Origin of the sequence: Desulfonispora thiosulfatigenes DSM 11270, assembly GCF_900176035.1 — a bacterium.
GTDB classification, from domain to species: domain Bacteria; phylum Bacillota; class Peptococcia; order Peptococcales; family Desulfonisporaceae; genus Desulfonispora; species Desulfonispora thiosulfatigenes.
In genome coordinates this window covers 142135-161450 of the sequence record NZ_FWWT01000013.1, presented here as the reverse complement: position 1 = coordinate 161450, position 19316 = coordinate 142135, and the positions used below count along the sequence as shown (strand labels likewise).

The 19316-nt window shown below is 32.9% G+C and carries 17 protein-coding genes and 2 riboswitches; of the genes, 14 read left to right on the top strand and 3 right to left on the bottom strand.

The genetic code is table 11. The annotated features are described in order from the left end of the window. Positions 1-31: 31 nt before the first annotated feature. Positions 32-379 carry an H-type lectin domain-containing protein gene (locus tag B8965_RS04485; RefSeq protein ID WP_084052664.1) on the bottom strand — a complete coding sequence of 116 codons (348 nt, stop codon included), beginning with the start codon at positions 377-379 and terminating at the stop codon, positions 32-34. 192 nt (positions 380-571) lie between these two features. Beyond that, positions 572-680: riboswitch (TPP riboswitch) on the top strand. A 69-nt stretch (positions 681-749) separates the two neighbouring features. Here B8965_RS04485 and thiS point away from each other — a divergent pair. The 5 genes from thiS (at position 750) to B8965_RS04460 (ending at position 4356) form a co-directional block, all read left to right on the top strand. Continuing rightward, positions 750-944 (top strand): sulfur carrier protein ThiS, encoded by a 195-nt coding sequence (gene thiS / locus B8965_RS04480; RefSeq protein ID WP_084052663.1) that lies wholly within the window; start codon positions 750-752, stop codon positions 942-944. 1 nt (position 945) lies between these two features. Next, positions 946-1752 (top strand): sulfur carrier protein ThiS adenylyltransferase ThiF, encoded by an 807-nt coding sequence (thiF, locus tag B8965_RS04475; protein WP_084052662.1) that lies wholly within the window; start codon positions 946-948, stop codon positions 1750-1752. A 24-nt stretch (positions 1753-1776) separates the two neighbouring features. Next, entirely contained in the window at positions 1777-2556 is a 780-nt protein-coding gene (locus B8965_RS04470) for a thiazole synthase (RefSeq protein ID WP_084052661.1), read from the top strand. After that, positions 2556-3683: a 2-iminoacetate synthase ThiH gene (gene thiH, locus B8965_RS04465; RefSeq protein ID WP_084052660.1), complete on the top strand. Its 1128-nt coding sequence runs from the start codon at positions 2556-2558 to the stop codon at positions 3681-3683. The genes B8965_RS04470 and thiH overlap by 1 nt, the downstream gene beginning before the upstream one ends. Before the next feature lie 73 nt (positions 3684-3756). Then, the gene (locus B8965_RS04460) at positions 3757-4356 is read left to right on the top strand and encodes a thiamine phosphate synthase (RefSeq protein WP_084052659.1); all 600 of its coding nucleotides are present in this window, start codon (positions 3757-3759) and stop codon (positions 4354-4356) included. Between the two features lie 83 nt (positions 4357-4439). Here the strand turns inward: B8965_RS04460 and B8965_RS04455 are convergent, their stop codons facing one another. Continuing rightward, positions 4440-4910: a CHAP domain-containing protein gene (locus tag B8965_RS04455; protein ID WP_242941926.1), complete on the bottom strand. Its 471-nt coding sequence runs from the start codon at positions 4908-4910 to the stop codon at positions 4440-4442. Positions 4911-5497: 587 nt separating this feature from the next. Here B8965_RS04455 and B8965_RS04450 point away from each other — a divergent pair. The 9 genes from B8965_RS04450 to B8965_RS04410 all read left to right on the top strand — a co-directional run bounded on the left by B8965_RS04450 (position 5498) and on the right by B8965_RS04410 (position 17415). After that, on the top strand, positions 5498-6964 hold the full coding sequence (locus B8965_RS04450; RefSeq protein ID WP_084052658.1) for an alanine/glycine:cation symporter family protein: 1467 nt from the start codon (positions 5498-5500) through the stop codon (positions 6962-6964). A 428-nt stretch (positions 6965-7392) separates the two neighbouring features. Continuing rightward, positions 7393-8841 carry an alanine/glycine:cation symporter family protein gene (locus B8965_RS04445; protein WP_084052657.1) on the top strand — a complete coding sequence of 483 codons (1449 nt, stop codon included), beginning with the start codon at positions 7393-7395 and terminating at the stop codon, positions 8839-8841. 57 nt (positions 8842-8898) lie between these two features. Further along, positions 8899-9002, top strand: a riboswitch (SAM riboswitch). A 79-nt stretch (positions 9003-9081) separates the two neighbouring features. After that, complete coding sequence (locus B8965_RS04440; RefSeq protein ID WP_423237163.1) at positions 9082-10356, top strand: O-acetylhomoserine aminocarboxypropyltransferase/cysteine synthase family protein; 1275 nt, start codon at positions 9082-9084, stop codon at positions 10354-10356. A gap of 232 nt (positions 10357-10588) precedes the next feature. Next, on the top strand, positions 10589-11515 hold the full coding sequence (gene metA / locus B8965_RS04435) for a homoserine O-acetyltransferase MetA (protein ID WP_084052655.1): 927 nt from the start codon (positions 10589-10591) through the stop codon (positions 11513-11515). A 60-nt stretch (positions 11516-11575) separates the two neighbouring features. After that, positions 11576-12862, top strand: coding sequence for an ATP-binding protein (locus B8965_RS04430; protein WP_084052654.1), 1287 nt, complete (start codon positions 11576-11578; stop codon positions 12860-12862). 66 nt (positions 12863-12928) lie between these two features. Beyond that, positions 12929-13681, top strand: coding sequence for a peptidylprolyl isomerase (locus B8965_RS04425; protein WP_084052653.1), 753 nt, complete (start codon positions 12929-12931; stop codon positions 13679-13681). A 287-nt stretch (positions 13682-13968) separates the two neighbouring features. After that, the gene (locus B8965_RS04420; protein ID WP_084052652.1) at positions 13969-15477 is read left to right on the top strand and encodes a BCCT family transporter; all 1509 of its coding nucleotides are present in this window, start codon (positions 13969-13971) and stop codon (positions 15475-15477) included. Positions 15478-15640: 163 nt separating this feature from the next. Next, complete coding sequence (locus B8965_RS04415) at positions 15641-16090, top strand: MCP four helix bundle domain-containing protein (protein ID WP_084052651.1); 450 nt, start codon at positions 15641-15643, stop codon at positions 16088-16090. Positions 16091-16194: 104 nt separating this feature from the next. Then, on the top strand, positions 16195-17415 hold the full coding sequence (locus tag B8965_RS04410; RefSeq protein WP_084052650.1) for a methyl-accepting chemotaxis protein: 1221 nt from the start codon (positions 16195-16197) through the stop codon (positions 17413-17415). Between the two features lie 94 nt (positions 17416-17509). Here B8965_RS04410 and hcp read toward each other — a convergent pair whose 3' ends face one another. Then, positions 17510-19144 (bottom strand): hydroxylamine reductase, encoded by a 1635-nt coding sequence (gene hcp, locus B8965_RS04405; protein ID WP_084052672.1) that lies wholly within the window; start codon positions 19142-19144, stop codon positions 17510-17512. Positions 19145-19316: the final 172 nt, after the last annotated feature.

Here is a 19316-nt window from a genome sequence, read left to right as displayed (position 1 = left end):
GATTTAAGTCGAGACGGCCCTTTTCTTACTCTTACTCTGGTAAAACAGCTACCCAATTCACATAATAATTACTAGCAGCATTATCGCTAACCACGGTAAAACCATTACGATTTACTCTTGTAACGGTATCTACAAATGATACTTGACTTCCTTGACCTTTCCAATAGGAAGTTACAATTACTATTGGAGGGCTTGAAAATCTACGATTAAACCTGATATTTAATTCTCCAGTACGATTTTTTACAGCAGATCCGGCATCTATAACAGATCTATTTTGTGGAAACGGGAAAAATGGATTAAATGGGTTAAATTGCTGTTGAGGTTGCTGTTGACTCATCATTGGCATTTGATTATACATATAATTTTGACTATTATACATTAAACTACTCCTTTCAAATTAACTTTTCGTGGTTATAATTTATCATATTCTCGTGATTAGTTTTGGTTACTGTATTAATAAGAAAAGCGGCTATAAAGGTAAGGATATTAATAATTGACATTAATATAAAGATAATTTGAAATACTCTTTACATTTATTAAAATATTCATTATACTATGAGTAATTAAATATTTACGGAACAAGGGGAACCTATACTGATAGGCTGAAAGTGAGATGTTATCTCTTACCCTTCGAACCTGATTTGGTTAGTACCAACGTAGGGATGTTCAGCGATTAATTTTATTTTTAATATTAATGCAAATCCTTAGGGGTTTGCATTTTTTTTATTTAAGAAAAAGGAGGCGATAAAATGAAAATTAATGGACAAGAAAGTTATCTTGAAGTAGGAATAAGCGTTAGTGAAATGTTGTGCAAACTAGATATCAAAGAAGACAAGGTAATTATTGAAATAAATTTAGAGATTATACCTAAAGATAAATATGCTGAAACAAAGCTTAATCAAGATGACAAGGTAGAAATTGTTACGTTCATGGGGGGAGGTTAGGATGAAGGTATATGTTAATGAAAATCCTAAAGAAATAAAAGAGGGCACATCTTTATTTGAATTAAAGGACATTGTGAAAAAAGACACAAATATCATTGTTTTAAATGGAGCCCCTATAACTAAAGATAGGATATTAAATCAAGATGATAGGATAACATTTATAAAAAAAGGCCAGATACCTAGTAAAGAAGAATTAGAAGCACTTTTAGTAGCCAGGCACACCCCAGGAGTTCATGCTAAAGTAAAAAAATCCATTGTAGGAATAGCAGGACTAGGGGGACTCGGTTCTAATGTAGCAATTTCTCTTGCTAGACTAGGTATCGGTAAATTAATCTTGGTTGACTTTGACCGAGTCGAACCAAGTAATTTAAATAGACAACAATATTTTACCAGACATATAGGGATGATGAAAACAAAAGCTTTAGAAGAATTAATTAAAGAGATAAATCCCTTTGTAAAAATAGAGACAAAAGACATATTTTTAGATCAAGATAACCTCATAGATTGTTTTAAAGAAGTAGAGATTATTGTAGAAGCTTTAGACAATCCAGAAAGTAAAGCAAATTTAGTAAATACAGTATTAACAAAAGATAAAGAAAAAATAATTGTGGCAGCTTCAGGTATGGCAGGATATTTTTCTAATAATACAATTAAAACCAAAAAAATTAGAGATAACTTTTATTTAATTGGTGATGATTTTTCAGAAGTACAGATGGGTTGCGGGCTAATGGCCCCTAGGGTTGCTATAGCAGCAAATCATCAAGCAAATACAGTTTTAAGAATTATTTTAGGTGAAACAGAAGTTTAAAAAATGAAAATTGGAGTGATAATAATGGATAAATTAAATATAGGTGGACACAGTTTAGATAATAGATTATTAATAGGTACTGGAAAGTATCCAAATCATAGAATTATGTATGATGCAATTCAAAAAAGTGGTAGTAAAGTAATTACCATGGCTTTAAGAAGAGTAGATATTAATTCTAAAGAAGAAAATATTTTAGACTTTATCCCAAAGCAATGTATCTTTCTTCCTAATACATCAGGAGCTAGAAATGCTGAGGAAGCAGTAAGAATAGCAAGACTTGCAAGAGCTTCTGGGTGTGGTAATTGGATTAAAATAGAGGTTATTTCTGATAGTAAATATTTATTACCAGATAATTATGAAACAACTAAAGCAACAGAAATATTAGCAAAAGAAGGCTTTATCGTTCTTCCTTATATGAGCCCAGATTTAATGGCAGCTAAAAGAATGGTAGAAGCAGGAGCTGCAGCTGTGATGCCACTAGGTTCTCCAATTGGAACTAATAGAGGAATTAGAACTAAAGAATTAGTACAAATTATGATCGATGAAATTAAAGATGTGCCAATTATCGTTGATGCTGGTATCGGCAAACCTTCTGAAGCAGCTGAAGCAATGGAAATGGGAGCAGGGGCAGTTCTAGTAAATACGGCAATTGCCACTAGTAGTGACCCAATTCAAATGGCAGAAGCCTTTTCCATGGCAGTAAAAGCTGGTCGCATGGCGTATCTTTCAAAATTTGGACCTGAAAGACATTTTGCAAGTGCATCTTCGCCTCTAACAGGATTTTTGAATGAAGGTGCTTGCTAATGAGTTTTTATAATGTTTATGAAAAATATAAGGATTTTGAAGTTGAGGAATTTTTTGAAAAGGTTACTGAAAATGATGTTTTAAGATCTTTAAATAAAGATAGATTAGATCAATGGGATTTACTAACTCTTTTATCACCACAGGCCAGTAAATTCTTAGAGCCAATGGCTAGAAAAGCACAAAGACTAACTCAGCAACACTTCGGTAAAAGCATTTTATTATTTACACCGATGTATTTATCTAATTATTGTACTAATCGCTGTGTATATTGTACATATAATGCAGAAAACCATATTTTCAGAAAAAGGTTAAGTATGGAGGAAATAGAGATTGAAGCTGCTGCTATAGCTAAAACTGGTTTACAACATATTTTAATCTTAACAGGGGGATCTAGAGAAATAACGCCTGTTGAGTATATCGTTGATTCAGTTCAAGTATTAAAGAAATATTTTACATCTATTTCAATTGAAATTTATGCGTTAACTCAAGATGAATATAAAAAGGTAGTAAATGCTGGTGTTGATGGTTTTACTATTTATCAAGAGGTATATAATGAAGAAATTTATGATAAGGTGCACTTAAGTGGAGAGAAAAAGAATTATCGCTTTAGAATTGATGCACCCGAAAGAGCTTGTAAGGCAGGAATGAGAACAGTTAATATTGGAGCATTACTAGGCCTTAATAAATGGCGTAAAGAAGCTTTTATAACGGGACTTCATGCTGATTATCTGCAAAATAAATACCCAGAAGTAGATATAAGTATTTCTCCACCTAGAATTAGACCTCATGTTGGAGTTTTTGATGAAGTTTATCATGTTGATGACCCTAGTTTATTACAAATAATGTTTGCATATAGATTATTTATTCCACGAGCAGGTATAACAATTTCAACTAGAGAAAGTGCAGAATTTAGAAATAATATTTTATCCCTTGGGGTAACAAAAATGTCTGCGGGGGTTAGTACAGAGGTTGGAGGTCATACAACAGAAGAACATCAAGACCCTCAGTTTGAAATTGCTGATAATAGGAATGTTGAGGAAATGAGAGATGCAATTTTAGCTAGAGGTTATCAACCAATCTTTAAAGACTGGATGCCCCTTGCTGATGAGGCTTTGTCTAATTATTAGAGAAGAGTAAGAAAGTATATAATAGTATGTTTAAGCGGTTAAATAATTGTAAATTTAAGAATAGGATGAAAAGATGATTTATTTCATAACTAATCGAAAATTAGTATCACCCGAAAGGTTTTTGCCTATTATAGAGGAAGCTGTAAAAGCAGGAGTAGGCTCTATTATTTTACGCGAAAAGGATTTAAACTCGTTTGATTTGTTGCAATTGGCCATAAAGGTTAAAGCAATAACAAAAGGGACTAATACTTCCTTAATTATTAATGAAAATCTTAAGGTTGCTAGGGAAATAAAGGCTACAGGTATTCAAATTTCTTTTACTGATTTTATGAATGATAGGACGGATTTTACCGGGATAATAGGAGTATCAGTACATAGTTTAGAAGAAGCCTTAACAGCCAGTAAAAATGGGGCAAGCTATCTTTTAGCAAGTCATATTTTTCCGACAGATTGTAAAAAGGGTTTAGCTCCTAGAGGAATTAAATGGTTAGAAAAAATAACTTCCCGTGTACAAGTTCCTGTCATAGCCTTAGGTGGGATAAATATTCATAATTTAAGCCAAGTATTTAAGGCGGGGGCAACAGGTGCAGCTCTGATGTCTGAGATTATGCAGGCAAGTGATGTACATCAAAAAATAAAGAATTTACATAATGAATATAAACTTTTGCCATAGAGAAAAACTTATAAAAGACTCTCCTTTATAGCTAGGAAATGGTTCCTGCTACTTAAGGAGAGCCTTTTTTATGTAAATTAATATTAGATTTTGCGGAGCCAGACGGTAGGAGGATTTTTAGCTTCTATAATATAACTATTACCTTTTACTGTTAACTTAAATTTTTCTCTGGTTTTATTACCGACATTTTGTTGAATAATTTCGATATAATCTGATCCAACTTCCGTAATAATAGCAACATGACCATAGGTTGCATGCGTGAAAACGAGGATATCATCTGGCATAGGAGCAATATTTCCTCCATTTTTATATTGCACTAATCCTCTATCAGCATTAAATTCACCATGAGCTAAATTGGGATCATAAAAGTCCTTAGCATTACCAAATAAATTAGGTAAGGGATGTTTTTTAGCTTCGTAATAAAAACGCTTCACATACTCTACACATTGCCATTTAAGTCCATAATAATAGCCATCTGCACTATAATGCTTGCCATGAGATGTTGTATACTCTGTCCCATTATAATAAACAGCTACGTTCTTATACTGATCCATACCTTCCTGAACTGAAGGCGTGGGTGTAGGTGATGGCTCTATTTTTTCCTTAGATGAAAAACACCCTTTTAGTATAAAAATAAGACTGAGCAAAATTAAAATATAGATAAAAAATCTTTTATAATTAAGGTGTCGATAACGCATATACCTAAAATTAAACATATGTACCATCCTATTTGTTTTAGTAAAATCTTTTTATTTATTATATATATCGCTTAATAAAGTAGATTAGAACAAGTATCTTTTCTTAATTTAAATGCTCAATTATTTACAGAAACCTTACATATATCCCTGAAATATGGAGATAATCTAGATAATAGATTAAATATTTTAAGTTAGAAAATAATTTATTGGTCATAAGGAGAATTAATAAGCAAATGATTATATGTGTTATGGAATATTATTTATACTATTGATAATATTTTTTAATCGCTGAATTTTCGCACAATTGTTGAAATTTGTCTAAATATATACTATTATCGATAAGTAAAAAAAATTTATCATGATATGTTTTTTAATCAACTTTATCTTTTTGCTAGTTTTGTGAAAATTAGCCGGACATTATACATAGTTAAAGGGGGATAAGCATGGATCAATTTACTCAAATAGCTGTAGCTGTCAGTAACTTTGCCTGGGGTCCTATAATGGTTTCCTTATTAGTAGGAACAGGATTATATCTGACTCTTGGTACTGGAGTTATACAAATTAGAAAACTTTTCGTTTCTTTAAAGCTTTTATTTACAAATACGAAAACAACAGGTGAAGGGGATATTTCTCCTTTTGCAGCGTTAATGACTTCATTAGCGTCTACCATTGGTACAGGAAATATTGCCGGGGTATCAACTGCGATTACCTTTGGTGGACCAGGAGCAATATTTTGGATGTGGATTACAGCAGCTGTTGGTGGAGCTACTCAATTTGCAGAGGCTGTTTTGTCGATCACTTATAGAGAGACAAATGAGTGGGGCTTTAAATCAGGTGGACCAATGTATTACATTAAAAACGGTTTAGGTAAGAGGTGGTATTGGTTAGGAGCAGTTTTTGCCTTTTTTGGTTTAATTGCTTGTTTTGGACCAGGAACCTTAGTACAAGCAAACTCTTTAGCTGAGGTTGTAAATAGTTCATGGGGAGTTTCTCCATGGATAACAGGAAGTGTAATTGCAGTAGCAACAGGTCTTGTTTTAATTGGTGGTATTAAATCTATCGGAAGTGTAGCAGGTAAGGTTGTACCTGTGATGTCACTAGTTTACATTGTAGGTGCATTAGTAATTTTAGCATTTAATGTGGACAAGATCCCTCATGCTTTTGGGATGATTTTTGAGAGTGCATTTTCTGGTCATGCAGTTCAAGGTGGTTTATTAGGAACCATTATTAGATATGGGGTATCTCGTGGTGTGTTTTCAAATGAAGCGGGACTTGGTACAGGAGCGATTGCTCATGGAGCAGCTTCAACAAGTGATCCAGTAAAACAAGGTTTAATTGGTTCTTTAGGTGCATTTATTGATACAATTGTTGTGTGTACAATGACTGCTTTAGTAATTTTAACTTCTCCTTTTGTTAATATTGGACCAGACGGTATCATGCAATTATTAGCAAGTGATGGGGCGATGTATCCAGTATCAATGAGGGCTGATCTTGCGGCTCAAGGAATTGATTTTATAACGGGAGCAGCTTTAACTTCACAAGCATTCCATGTTGGCTTACCAGGACCTGGTGATTTACTTATTTTATTTGGATTAGTATTTTTCTCTTATTCTACTATCTTAGGATGGTATTATTATGGGGCAAAATGTTTAGAATACCTTGTAGGGTTAAGAGGTGTTAATTTATATAAGTGGTTATGGGTTGCGATGTGTTTAGTAGGAGCAGTTATTAAGCTTGACATCGTATGGGCTGTGTCTGATGCCTTTAATGGCTTAATGATAATCCCTAACTTAATAGCCTTAGTTCTTTTAAGTCCAATTGTATTTAAAGTTGTGAGAAGATATGACTTTAAAAATATGAAAATGGATGACTCTAAAGAAATGCAGGAGTTACTTAAATTTAAAAGTTAATTATAAATAAGAATTAAAGTAAGGTTTAAATAATAGTAGGTATTTATAATAAGTAAGCTAAAGCATTATCTACTAAAATATGAAAAATACAGTGTATGTATACACTGTATTTTTTTATATATATGCTATGGTTGTACAAAATATTACATATTCTGCACATTCTTATGGTATATATCATTTATTCTAATAGACAGAAAATTTAAAATCTATTGAGAATATTTAAAGGATAAATTATAATTTAATTGCAAATATTATTTTCAATATAATTATAATTCTTAATTTAGGAAATCTTTTGATAATTTAAATTTATCTTTATTATTGGGTTTTCATATGGAGGTGTCAATAAGCATAAGCATAAGCATTAGCATAAGCAAAACAGTGGATTCATAATTTTATACTAATTACTTTTGAGAGAGGATGTGTTGTAAATGCAAGCTTTTGAAAAATTTGTCGGAATGCTTGGAAACTTTGCCTGGGGACCATTAATGGTTTCGTTGTTAGTAGGTACTGGACTTTTATTAACTGTAGGAACAAAATTCTTACAATTTAGAAAATTGGGATTAGCGTTTAAATTATTATTTACTAGTAGAGCAACAACTAAGGATGGTGACATTTCTCCATTTACGGCTCTTATGACATCACTAGCTGCTACTATTGGTACTGGTAATATAGCCGGGGTTGCTACAGCAATCACTATGGGGGGACCGGGAGCAGTTTTTTGGATGTGGGTTACAGCTTCTGTAGGTGGCGCGACTAAATATGCTGAAGCAGTTTTAGCTATTCTTTATAGAGAAACAAATGCAAATGGTGAAAAGTCGGGCGGACCGATGTTCTATATCAAAAATGGTATGGGACCTGGGTGGGCATGGCTTGGTGGAGCATTTGCTTTCTTTGGATTAATTGCTTGTTTTGGACCTGGTACACTTGTGCAAGCAAACTCAGTAGCTCAAGTTGTTCATGATTCTTGGGGTGTTTCTACATGGATTACAGGTTTAATTGTTGCTGGGGCAACTGGATTAGTTTTAATTGGTGGTATTAAATCAATTGGTAAAGTTGCGGATAAAATTGTACCAATTATGTCTTTAGTATATGTCGTAGGAGCTATAACCATTTTAGCTTTAAACTATGACAAGATTCCTCATGCTTTTGGTATGATTTTCAGTACAGCATTTTCAGGTCATGCAGTTCAAGGTGGACTTTTAGGTTCAGTTGTTAGATTTGGGGTATCTCGTGGAGTATTCTCTAATGAAGCAGGTCTTGGTACAGCAGCAATTGTACACGGTGCAGCTTCAACTACAGACCCAGTTAAACAAGGTATCATTGGTTCTTTAGGATCTTTTATTGATACATTAATCGTATGTTCTATGACTGCATTAGTTATTCTAGTTTCTCCATTTGTAAATATTGGAGCAGATGGAATTATGCAACTAACTGGTAGTGATGGAATGATGTACCCAGTAACAATGAAAGCAGAATTAGCAGAGCAAGGAATAGAGTTATTAACAGGTGCAGCTTTAACATCTAATGCTTTTAAAATGTTATTACCAGGACCTGGAGATTTAGTTATTTTATTTGGTCTTATTTTCTTCGCATATTCAACTATTTTAGGATGGTACTACTATGGTTCTAAATGTTTAGAATATTTCATCGGTGTAAAAGGTGAATTATATTATAAATGGGCTTGGGTTATTGCTTGTTTTGTTGGAGCTGTAACTAACTTAGAGATTGTATGGTCAATTTCCGATGCCTTTAATGGTCTAATGATCTTACCTAACCTTATTGGTATGCTTGCCTTAAGTCCGGTAGTATTTAGATTAACTAAAAACTATGACTTTAAGAAAATGATTAGTTTAGATCCAGAGATGTTGAAAAAATAAAGATATCTTGACAAAGTAAGTTATTATGGTTATGCTATAAAGAAAATTAAATATAAATTCTTATCTAGAGTGGTGGAGGGACTGGCCCGATGAAACCCAGCAACAGCTAGTATTTAACTAGAAATGTGCTAAATCCTGCAGGGTAACCTGGAAGATAAGAGGTAGGTAGTCACTTGTTGATTAGAGCCACTTCTTAGGAGGTGGCTTTTTTGTTTAAGTTATATATTTTAAGGAGGGTTTATGATGAAAAAAGAGTGGGGATTAGGAACAAGGAGTGTTCAAGGTGGATATGAGCCAAAAGCAGGAGAACCAAGGGTATTGCCATTATATCAATCAACAACTTATAAATATGACGATGTTGACCAAGTAGCTAGGTTATTTGATTTAGAAGAGAATGGTCATATGTATTCTAGAATAAGTAATCCAACAGTAGCTGCATTAGAGGAAAAAGTAAATATGTTAGAAGGAGGGGTAGGGGCATTAGCAACATCTTCTGGTCAAGCAGCTTCAACACTTGCACTTTTAAATATTTGTGGTGCGGGAAGCCATGTGATAGCCATTTCAACACTTTATGGCGGTACATATAACTTATTTGCAGTTACTTTAAAGAAAATTGGCATTGAAGTAACCTTTGTAGATCCAGAATTATCTGCAGAAGAAATTGAAAAACATTTTTGTGTTAATACGAGAGCAATTTTCACCGAAAGTATAGGTAATCCTGGGTTAAATGTTTTAGACTTTGAAAAGTTTGCACAGATTGCCAAAGCAAAAGATGTTCCTTTAATCGTTGATAATACATTTCCAACTCCTTATTTATGTAGGCCATTTGAGCATGGAGCAAATATTGTTATCCACTCGACAACAAAATACATTGATGGACACGCTTCAAGCGTAGGTGGAATAATAGTAGATGGGGGAAACTTTAATTGGAATACTGGTAAGTATCCTGAAATAACAGAGCCAGATCCAAGCTATCATGGATTAAGCTATACAGAAACATTTGGTGATGCTGCATATATTGTAAAAGCTAGGGTTACTTTAATGAGAGATTATGGATCTTGTATGAGCCCATTTAACGCATATTTAACTAATATAGGTTTAGAAACTTTACATTTAAGAATGGAAAGACATAGTGAAAATACATTAAAATTAGCTGAATTTTTAGAAAAACATGAGAATGTAGCTTGGGTAAATTATCCGGGACTAGAAAACCATCCAAGTTATGCTTTAGCACAAAAATATCTTCCTAAAGGAGCAAGTGGCGTACTGACATTTGGTGTTAAAGGTGGCTATGAAGCAGGTAAGAAGTTTATGAATAGTTTGAAATTAGCTGCCCTAGTAGTACATGTAGCAGATGTTAGGTCAAGCGTGCTCCACCCTGCTAGTATGACCCATCGTCAATTAACCGAAGAGCAACAAATAGCTTGCGGAATCACCCCAGATTTAATTCGTGTATCCGTAGGGATAGAGGATATTGAAGATATTATAAAAGATTTTGACCAAGCATTAAAGTAAGTGTAAAAAAGAGAAGATAATTTATTTTCTTAAGTAAATTATTGCGAGCTTGAATAAAAAGAGCGAAATGTCTTAAGATAAGAATTTTCCCACTGTTTGAACGATAGTGAGTTTGGGAAAATTCCTGAAGGCATGTAGCTCCTTCCTTTTATTTGTTCGAGCTTATTTACGTAGATAAGAAATATCTCAATTATTAATTGCTTATTTAATTGAAAAAGGAAGGATGAGGCACATGCCAGTTATTATACCGCAGAATTTGCCGGCTACAGAAATACTTTTAAATGAAAATATATTTGTAATGAATGATACTAGGGCGATACATCAAGATATTCGTCCTCTTAAAATAGGAATAGTAAATTTAATGCCAACTAAAATTGTGACAGAAACGCAGTTATTACGATTATTGAGTAACTTTCCGATTCAGTTAGAGGTTGATTTTATTTGCATGGAAAGTCATGAATCAAAAAATACAGCTCCTGAACATTTAGTGAGTTTTTATAAGAACTTTGATGACATTAAAGATAAAAAATATGATGGCATGATTATTACAGGAGCTCCAGTAGAAACCATGGAATTTAATGAAATTGATTATTGGAATGAATTAACTAAAATCATGGACTTTACAAAAACCAATGTTTTTTCAACTATTCATATTTGCTGGGGCGCTCAGGCTGGTCTTTATCATCATTATGGTATTCCTAAATATCCAGTAGATGAAAAGGTTTTTGGTGTATTTGAACATACTGTTGCGAATACTAAATGCAAATTAGTGCAAGGGTTTGATGATATTTTCTATATCCCACATTCTAGACATACTGAGGTAAAAAGGGAAGATGTAGAAAAAATATCGGAGCTAAAAATATTATGTGAATCAAAGGATGCAGGACTTTATTTAGTAGCTAGCAAAGATGGTAGAAGAATTTTTGCTTTAGGTCATGCTGAATACGATCCTTTGACTTTGAAATGGGAATATGACCGAGATATTAATAAGGGAATGGATGTAAAGGTACCGATAAATTATTATCCAAATGATGATCCAACGAAAGAACCTATTGTGAGATGGCGTGGACATGCAAATTTATTATTTTCTAACTGGTTAAACTATTATGTATATCAAGAAACGCCATTTGATTTAAACGAATTAAATAACGAAAAATAAACACTATAAATTGCTACTTAACATTTGTGTACTTATATTTACTAAAAGTAAACGGGGGTAATGTATATTTTACGAGATTTAAATCAATTAATTATTTACCGTGGAATTTTACAAGATGAATTAGTACAAAAGGTGCAAAGAATAGCTGATTTAATTGCCAAAGGAAATAAAGAAGAATTAAATGACGAGTATTATGAATTATGTGCTCTATTATTACAAAAGGTAGATGAATTAAGTTTATCCACAGATTTATGGAAAGAGTATATTATCCATTTAATTTTACAAGATGAAAATATATTTAGTTTAAATAGTGAGCGCATTGGTGAGAACATTAGCGAGGACTTACTGAAATTAACAGAAAAGGATTTGCACATTCTAAAAAAATTGTATAATTATGACTGGGATTGGGTTAGTAACATTATTGGAGATGAAAGTAAAGTTATTAACAATTATACACACACCTTTGTGGATAATAACGTGAATAAGATGTATATAAGTACAGTTAAGCAATTAAAGGAGTTGTTTTCAACAAAGATATCCACAATGGGATTAGTGAAAACACTGAATATGTATTATTTCTCCACAGGTTGTGGACAACTATGTAGATATGTTTCGTTTCGCTTTATTCCCGGGAAAGGTTTATTGGGGATAAATGATGTTGATCCTATTACCTTTGAGGATTTAATTGGTTATGAGTATCAAAAAAATATCTTAATAAAGAATACAGATAGCTTTTTAACTGGAAAAAAGGCTAATAATGTTCTCTTGTTTGGGGATAAAGGAACAGGAAAGTCTTCTTCTGTAAAAGCCTTAGGAAATAAATATTGCAGCAAGGGCTTGCGCTTAATTGAATTGTCGAAGGATCAATTAACATACTTTCCTGAATTAATTAAATCTATTCGCGGACGAGGCCTGTATTTCATTATTTTTATGGATGATTTGTCATTTGAAGATTTTGAAGTAGAGTATAAGCACCTAAAGGCAATTATTGAAGGAAGCTTAGAATTAAGGCCCGATAATGTGTTAATTTATGCAACCTCTAACCGTAGGCATTTAATTAAGGAAAATTGGAGTGACAGAGAAAATGCTCATGGAGAATTACATATGTCAGATACAGAACAAGAAAAGTTATCCTTGGCAGACCGCTTTGGCATATCGATAACATATGGATCTCCTAATCAAGAAGAATTTCTACAGATTGTAGAAGAATTAGCTAAGAAAAACATGGTTGATTTACCTGGGGATGAATTAAGAAATCAAGCTCTAAAATGGGAATTATGGCATCATGGACGTTCAGGTAGGACAGCAAGTCAATTTATCACTCATTTATTAGGAAATAAGCAATAAATGATTAGACAACTTATAATTTATTTGATAACATAACATCAGTTATGAGAAAAAGGGGAGTTATAAATGGATCAAAATAAAGTAATTGCGAGAGTAAAAGATAAAGAATTTACAAATGCGGATATAGATACCTTTTTAAATGAAATGGGTCCTCAAAGATCTATGCAATTTATGGACCAAGATGGAAGAGATAGAATTTTAAGTGAACTTGTGAATCATGAAATTCTATATTTATATGCAGTAGATAATAATTTAGAAAAAGATGATGTTTTCCAAAAGGAATTAGAATTAGCAAAAGTGGAACTTTTAAAACAATATGCAGTAAGTAAATTAATCAATGGTATTACTGTGACCGATCAAGAAATTGAAGATCATTATAATAATAATCCACAGTTTTTCAAAAATGATGAAAGCGCAAGAGCTGCTCACATTTTAGTGGACACAGAAGAAAAGGCTAAAGAAATTCTAGCAGAGCTTTTAGATGGACTAGATTTCCAAGAAGCAGCTAAAAAATATTCTACTTGTTCTTCAAGTAAAAATGGTGGGGATTTAGGATACTTTGGTCGTGGTCAAATGGTTCCTGAATTCGATGTTCAGTGTTTTGAAAAACTAAACCCTGGTGATTTAAGTAATCCAGTTAAATCTCAATTTGGCTATCATATTATTTATGTAATTGATAAAAAGGATGCAGGGATGAAAACCTTTGACGAAGTAAAAGAAGATATCAAACCAGGATTAATGGCAACTAAACAAAATGAAGTCTATGAAGCTAAAACAAGAGAATTAAGAGATCAATATGGTGCAGAATTTATAAAATAGGAAAATGCTTAAGGTAAAGTTACAAGAAAATATAAATTAAATGTAAAAGGATTCTTAGGAATAATTGACCTAAGGATCTTTTTTATATATAGAAATATAAATTGATAGCTAAAAATTTATTCTGATTTTAAGTTATTTAAGCAAATCCCTTTAAGACGAAAAAATCATATGTTACAATAAAAATATGATTATGACAACCTACATATTAATATAGGGTTGCAGGGTGTATTGTGAAAGCTAGTATAAGATAAATTATAGTAAATTTTAAATAATAATGGAGGGATACTGTGATTCAAAAAATCAAAGATAATATAGTTTACTGGGGGTCACTTGGGACAATAATTATAATAATATTTTTTACTCTTTTAAATATTGATACCTTTGCTAGTGCCTCTCAAAATGCCCTAGATTTTTTATTGGCCAATTTTAGTTGGATATATGCAGGGGTAGTGTTGATATTAATATATTTTTCTATTTGGTTAATGCTTAGTAAGTATGGAAATATAAGATTGGGTAAAAATGATGAAAAGCCTAAATATTCTTTTTTGTCTTGGTTATCCATGTTATTTAGTGCTGGTATGGGGATTGGTTTAATTTTTTGGGGTGTGGCAGAACCCCTCAATCATTACTTAAATCCAATGAATATGGAACCTATGACTTCTCAGGCAAAAAGTTTTGCTTTAGGAAAGTCATTTTTACATTGGGGTATTTCAGCATGGTCGTGTTATGCAGTGCTTGCTCTTGCATTAGCATATTTTCAATTCAGAAAACAGAAGCCAGCTTTAATAAGTAGTGTGCTACACCCAATTCTAGGTGATAGACCTATTATAAAAATCATCGTTGATATCTTCACAATTTTTGCAACCATAGCTGGAGTTGTAACGACATTAGGATTAGGAACATTACAAATAAATGCTGGGTTAAATTATTTATTTAATGTCCCTGAAAATGTATTTATACAATTAATTATTATTGTCATGGTTACCATTGCCTTTTTAATTTCTGCAGCGCAAGGATTAGATAACGGAATTCAAAAGATCTCAAATTTTAATCTAACTTTAGCGGCAATCTTACTTGGCTTAGCTATTATTATTGGACCTACTATGAAGATGGCAGTAAATTTTATGGATGGATTAGTGTTTTATGGTAAGGATTTACTAACGTCAAATAATAATTTTTTAGCATCGGGTAAGTGGTATGAAAGCTGGACATTTTTTTATTGGGGTTGGTGGATTGCCTGGGCGCCTCCAGTAGCAGTTTTTATAGCGAGGATTTCCCGTGGTCGAACTATTAGACAATTTTTAGTGGGTGTTTTACTCGTTCCTTCTTTTTTATGTTGCGTTTGGTTTGCTGTTTTTGGTTCCTTTGCCCTTGATGTAGATGCAAGTACGGCTCAGTTAGCAGTACAGCAAACGGAAACTGCATTATTTGTTTTAATGAATAATTATCAATTTGGGACGATAATTTCAATTTTGGCAATCCTTCTTTTAGGTACATTCTTCATAACTTCAGCTGACTCAGCTACTTTTGTCCTTGGAATGCTTTCTTCAAATGGAAACTTAAATCCAAAAAACTCTCGCAAATTAGTATGGGGAATTATTCAAGGAACCTTGACCATTGTGTTACTAATGGCAGGGGGATTAGAAATGGTGCAAACAATTTCAATTTTAGCTGCTTTTCCTTTTATGTTTATAATTCTTTTAAGTATCGTATCCTTAATGAAAAGCTTGCGTAAAGAGCATAGTCTATTAGAATATCAAAGCAAGCACAAGGAAAGATGGTGGGTTAATTCTTAAATCAGGTGAAAGCCTGATTTTTTTTGTGAAAGTCTTATCTGTAGTGTAGGATTATCTATAATAATTTATTACTACTAAATACGACAAAAAAATAATTCAAGTAACCAGTAAGCAAGTTTCTTCACATTATATATTAAATACCAATTTAAAGGAGAAATTTGACATGAGCTGGTTTAAAAACTTAAAGATTGGGACCAAAATCCTCATTTGTTTTCTGGTAGTTATTTTTATTTTGGGAATTTCGGCCTATAGCGACTTTTATTCTATGCAAGATATTATGCAGGATGCATCTGCCATTGAAAGTAAGTATTTGCCTAACTATACTTACACAACTGTACTACATGCATCTGTAAAGGATGTTACCGTGGGTGAACGGGGATTAATTAATGAATGTATGATGGAAAGGGATGTGCGAAAGGCACAGTATGATCATATTGCTAAATATTTAGAACAAGCTCAGATAGCCTTTGCTGATTACGATAAGGCGACAAAAACAGCAACCGATAAACAATTATGGGAAAGTTTTATTCCTGAATGGAATGCCTGGAACAAAGGTGTGGAATCTGTGGTGGAGATGTCAAAGCAACGAGATGATCTAATAGCTTCAGATTAAATGATAGTGATCCTCGAATTGTAAACTTAGATGCGCAGATTTTAAAAGTATCCCTTACAAATAGAGCACATACGATTAAGGTCTATGATATTTCACAGGAAATCATGAACTTAAATCAAAGCTTAATTGAAAAGGCGATGGGAGAAAGTAAAGAAACGTATATAACAGGAATTAAATCTATAGTGGCTACCACTGGGGTAGCTATAATTATGGCAATAATTCTAGGTACATTTTTAGCTAGAATGATTAGAAAACCGATTAACGATATGACTGTTATCTTAAAAGATATCTCAGAAGGTGAGGGGGATTTAACTAAAAGAGTAAATATTACTTCGAAAGACGAAATAGGGGAACTTTCGACATATTTTGATCAGTTTATTGAAGATACTCAAGAGATGATTACAAAGATTATGGGGGACACTAATAATTTAAGTTTAGCCAGTGAAGAAATTTCGGCTACGATTGAAGAAATCTCTTCTCAAAGTCAAAATATTAGTGCAAATTTAGAGGAAGTGGCCGGAGGAATAGAAGGGGCAAGTGCTAGTAGTGAACAAGTAAGTGCTTCAGCACATGAAATAAGTATAGCTAGCGCAGATTTAGTAAAAGAAGCAGAAAATAGTCAAGGATATTTGGAAGAAATTAAAGTTAGGGCAGAAAAGTTGAAAAATGATATAGAAAAATCCCGAGATGAAGCCACGAACTTATATCAAGAAAAACACTCGGATATCCTAAAGGCCTTAGAAGAAGGAAAGGTTGTAACTGAAATTGCAGATATGGCTGAAATTATTTCTAATATAGCCGAGCAAACCAATCTTTTAGCCTTAAATGCAGCTATTGAAGCAGCTAGAGCAGGAGAGCATGGTAAAGGATTTGCGGTAGTAGCTGATGAGGTGCGTAAACTTGCTGAACAATCCAGTGAAACTGTGGCTAAAATAGAACCGGTGATTAAAAAGGTGCAAGCTGCCTTTGATAATCTTGCAACTAATTCCAATGGTGTATTAAACTTTATTGATGAAAAGATCATGAAGGATTATGATTTTGCTATTGAAACAGGAGTTCATTATTCCAATGATACGGATATTGTGAAGAACCTAGTACAAAAGTTCATGGATAATGCCACGCAAATTATGCAAAATACAGAAGATGCTAGTAAAGCTATGGAGTCTCTTGCTGCGACAATCGAAGAGGTAAATTCAAGTACTCAAGAAATTACCACAAATACAGCCGAAGCATCTTCTGCCACAGAAGATGTAGCTAGAATTGCCGAACAACAAAATAGGCTCACCAATGAATTAGGGGAGTTAGTAAATAAATTCAAGGTATAAAGGGTAAGTGTTTAAGTGGGTAAGTGGTTAAATGAATAAGTTATTAAATAAAGGTAGGGGATTAAATTTAGGTAAAATCCCCTACTTTATTTTATTAACCTAAGATTACTTTTAATTCTTCATCTGGAGTTGAGATTGGTTTAAGATCGAATTTATCTATTAATACTTGTAGAACATTAGGCGTTAAGAATGCTGGTAATGTTGGTCCTAAATAGATATTCTTAATTCCTAAAGATAAAAGGGTTAATAGAATAGCTACTGCCTTTTGTTCATACCAAGAAATAATTAAAGATAAAGGTAATTCATTAACTCCACACTCAAAAGCTTCTGCTAAAGCTGTAGCAATTCTCACAGCTGAGTAGGAATCATTACATTGTCCCACATCTAAGAGTCTTGGGAAGTCCCCAATCATTCCAAAGTCTAATTTATTAAAACGATATTTACCACATGCTAAGGTTAAAATGAGAGTGTCTTTAGGTGTTTTTTCGGCAAATTCAGTATAATAATTACGACCTGGTCTAGCTCCGTCACAGCCACCAATTAAGAAAAAGTGTCTAATAGCTCCTTTTTTGACAGCATCAACAATTTTATCAGCATTACTTAATACGGCATTATGCCCAAAGCCCACGATGATTTTCTTTTCAGGTTCATCTTCAGGAAAACCACCTAATTCTAGGGCTTTATTGATAATAGGAGTAAAATCTTTTTTCCCATTTTCTTCGTTAATGTGAGGAGTATCAGGCCAGCCTACTATACTAGTTGTAAAAAGTCTGTCCCTATAACTTTCACGTGGTTTTTGTAAGCAATTAGTAGTCATTAAAACACAACCTGGGATTCCATCAAATTCTTTTTGTTGATCTTGCCAAGCACCACCAAAGTTACCTACTAAGTGTTTATGTTTTTTAAGTTCAGGATATCCATGACAAGGGATCATTTCACCATGAGTATAGATATTTATCCCTTTTCCTTCAGTTTGTTCTAGTATTTGTTTTAAATCTTTTAAATCATGACCCGAAACAATGATGAATGGTCCCTTTTTCCTGGTAACTAAAACTTCTGTAGGCTCAGGATGTCCATAAGTTCCTGTATTAGCGGCATCTAATAATTCCATGCACTTATAATTTGTCTTACCTAGTTCCATATTTAAGTTTAATAAGTCCTCAGTAGTTGTATTTTTATCTAAAGCCGCAGAAAGTCCTTTATAAAAGAAACGATATACTTCATCATCATATTTACCTAAAACTAAAGCATGATGAGCATAAGCCGCCATTCCTTTAAAAGCGTAAATAAGTAATTCTCTTAAAGAACGAACATCCATGTCTATGGATTCATCAGACATAACTCCGACCTTTTCTGCATCTGCTATGATATCCTCTACCTTTTCTGGAGGACGATAATTAGCTCCTTCGGGTACTCCTCCAGGGATATCACCTAATCTTTGTTTTAAATCTTCTTTTATTTTATCAGCCTTTTTAATGTACTCTACAAATCTAGTTTCATCAAAGTTAACATTGGTTAAAGTAGAAAACATAGAATCAACAATAAATTTATGTACTCCTTGCTCAATAGACATTCCTTTATCAAGCATTTTCTGACCATAAAAACCAATACCTTTTAGTTGATGAATTAAAACGTCTTGTAAATTAGCGATTGTTACACTCTTTCCGCAATTACCTCCTTTAACGCAACCTTTACCACCAATAGTCTGTTCGCATTGATAACAAAACATTTGACTATCCAATTTATCCCGCCTTTCATAAGTTAAAAACCTAATTTTAAGTTTTTTGTTAGTTCTTAAAGAACCTTTTCAGTTTTATGTTTTCCTAGTTTTATTTTATTTATACATAGACATTAATTTCAAATTAGCATTAGATGTATAAATGTTATACTATAGAGAGACA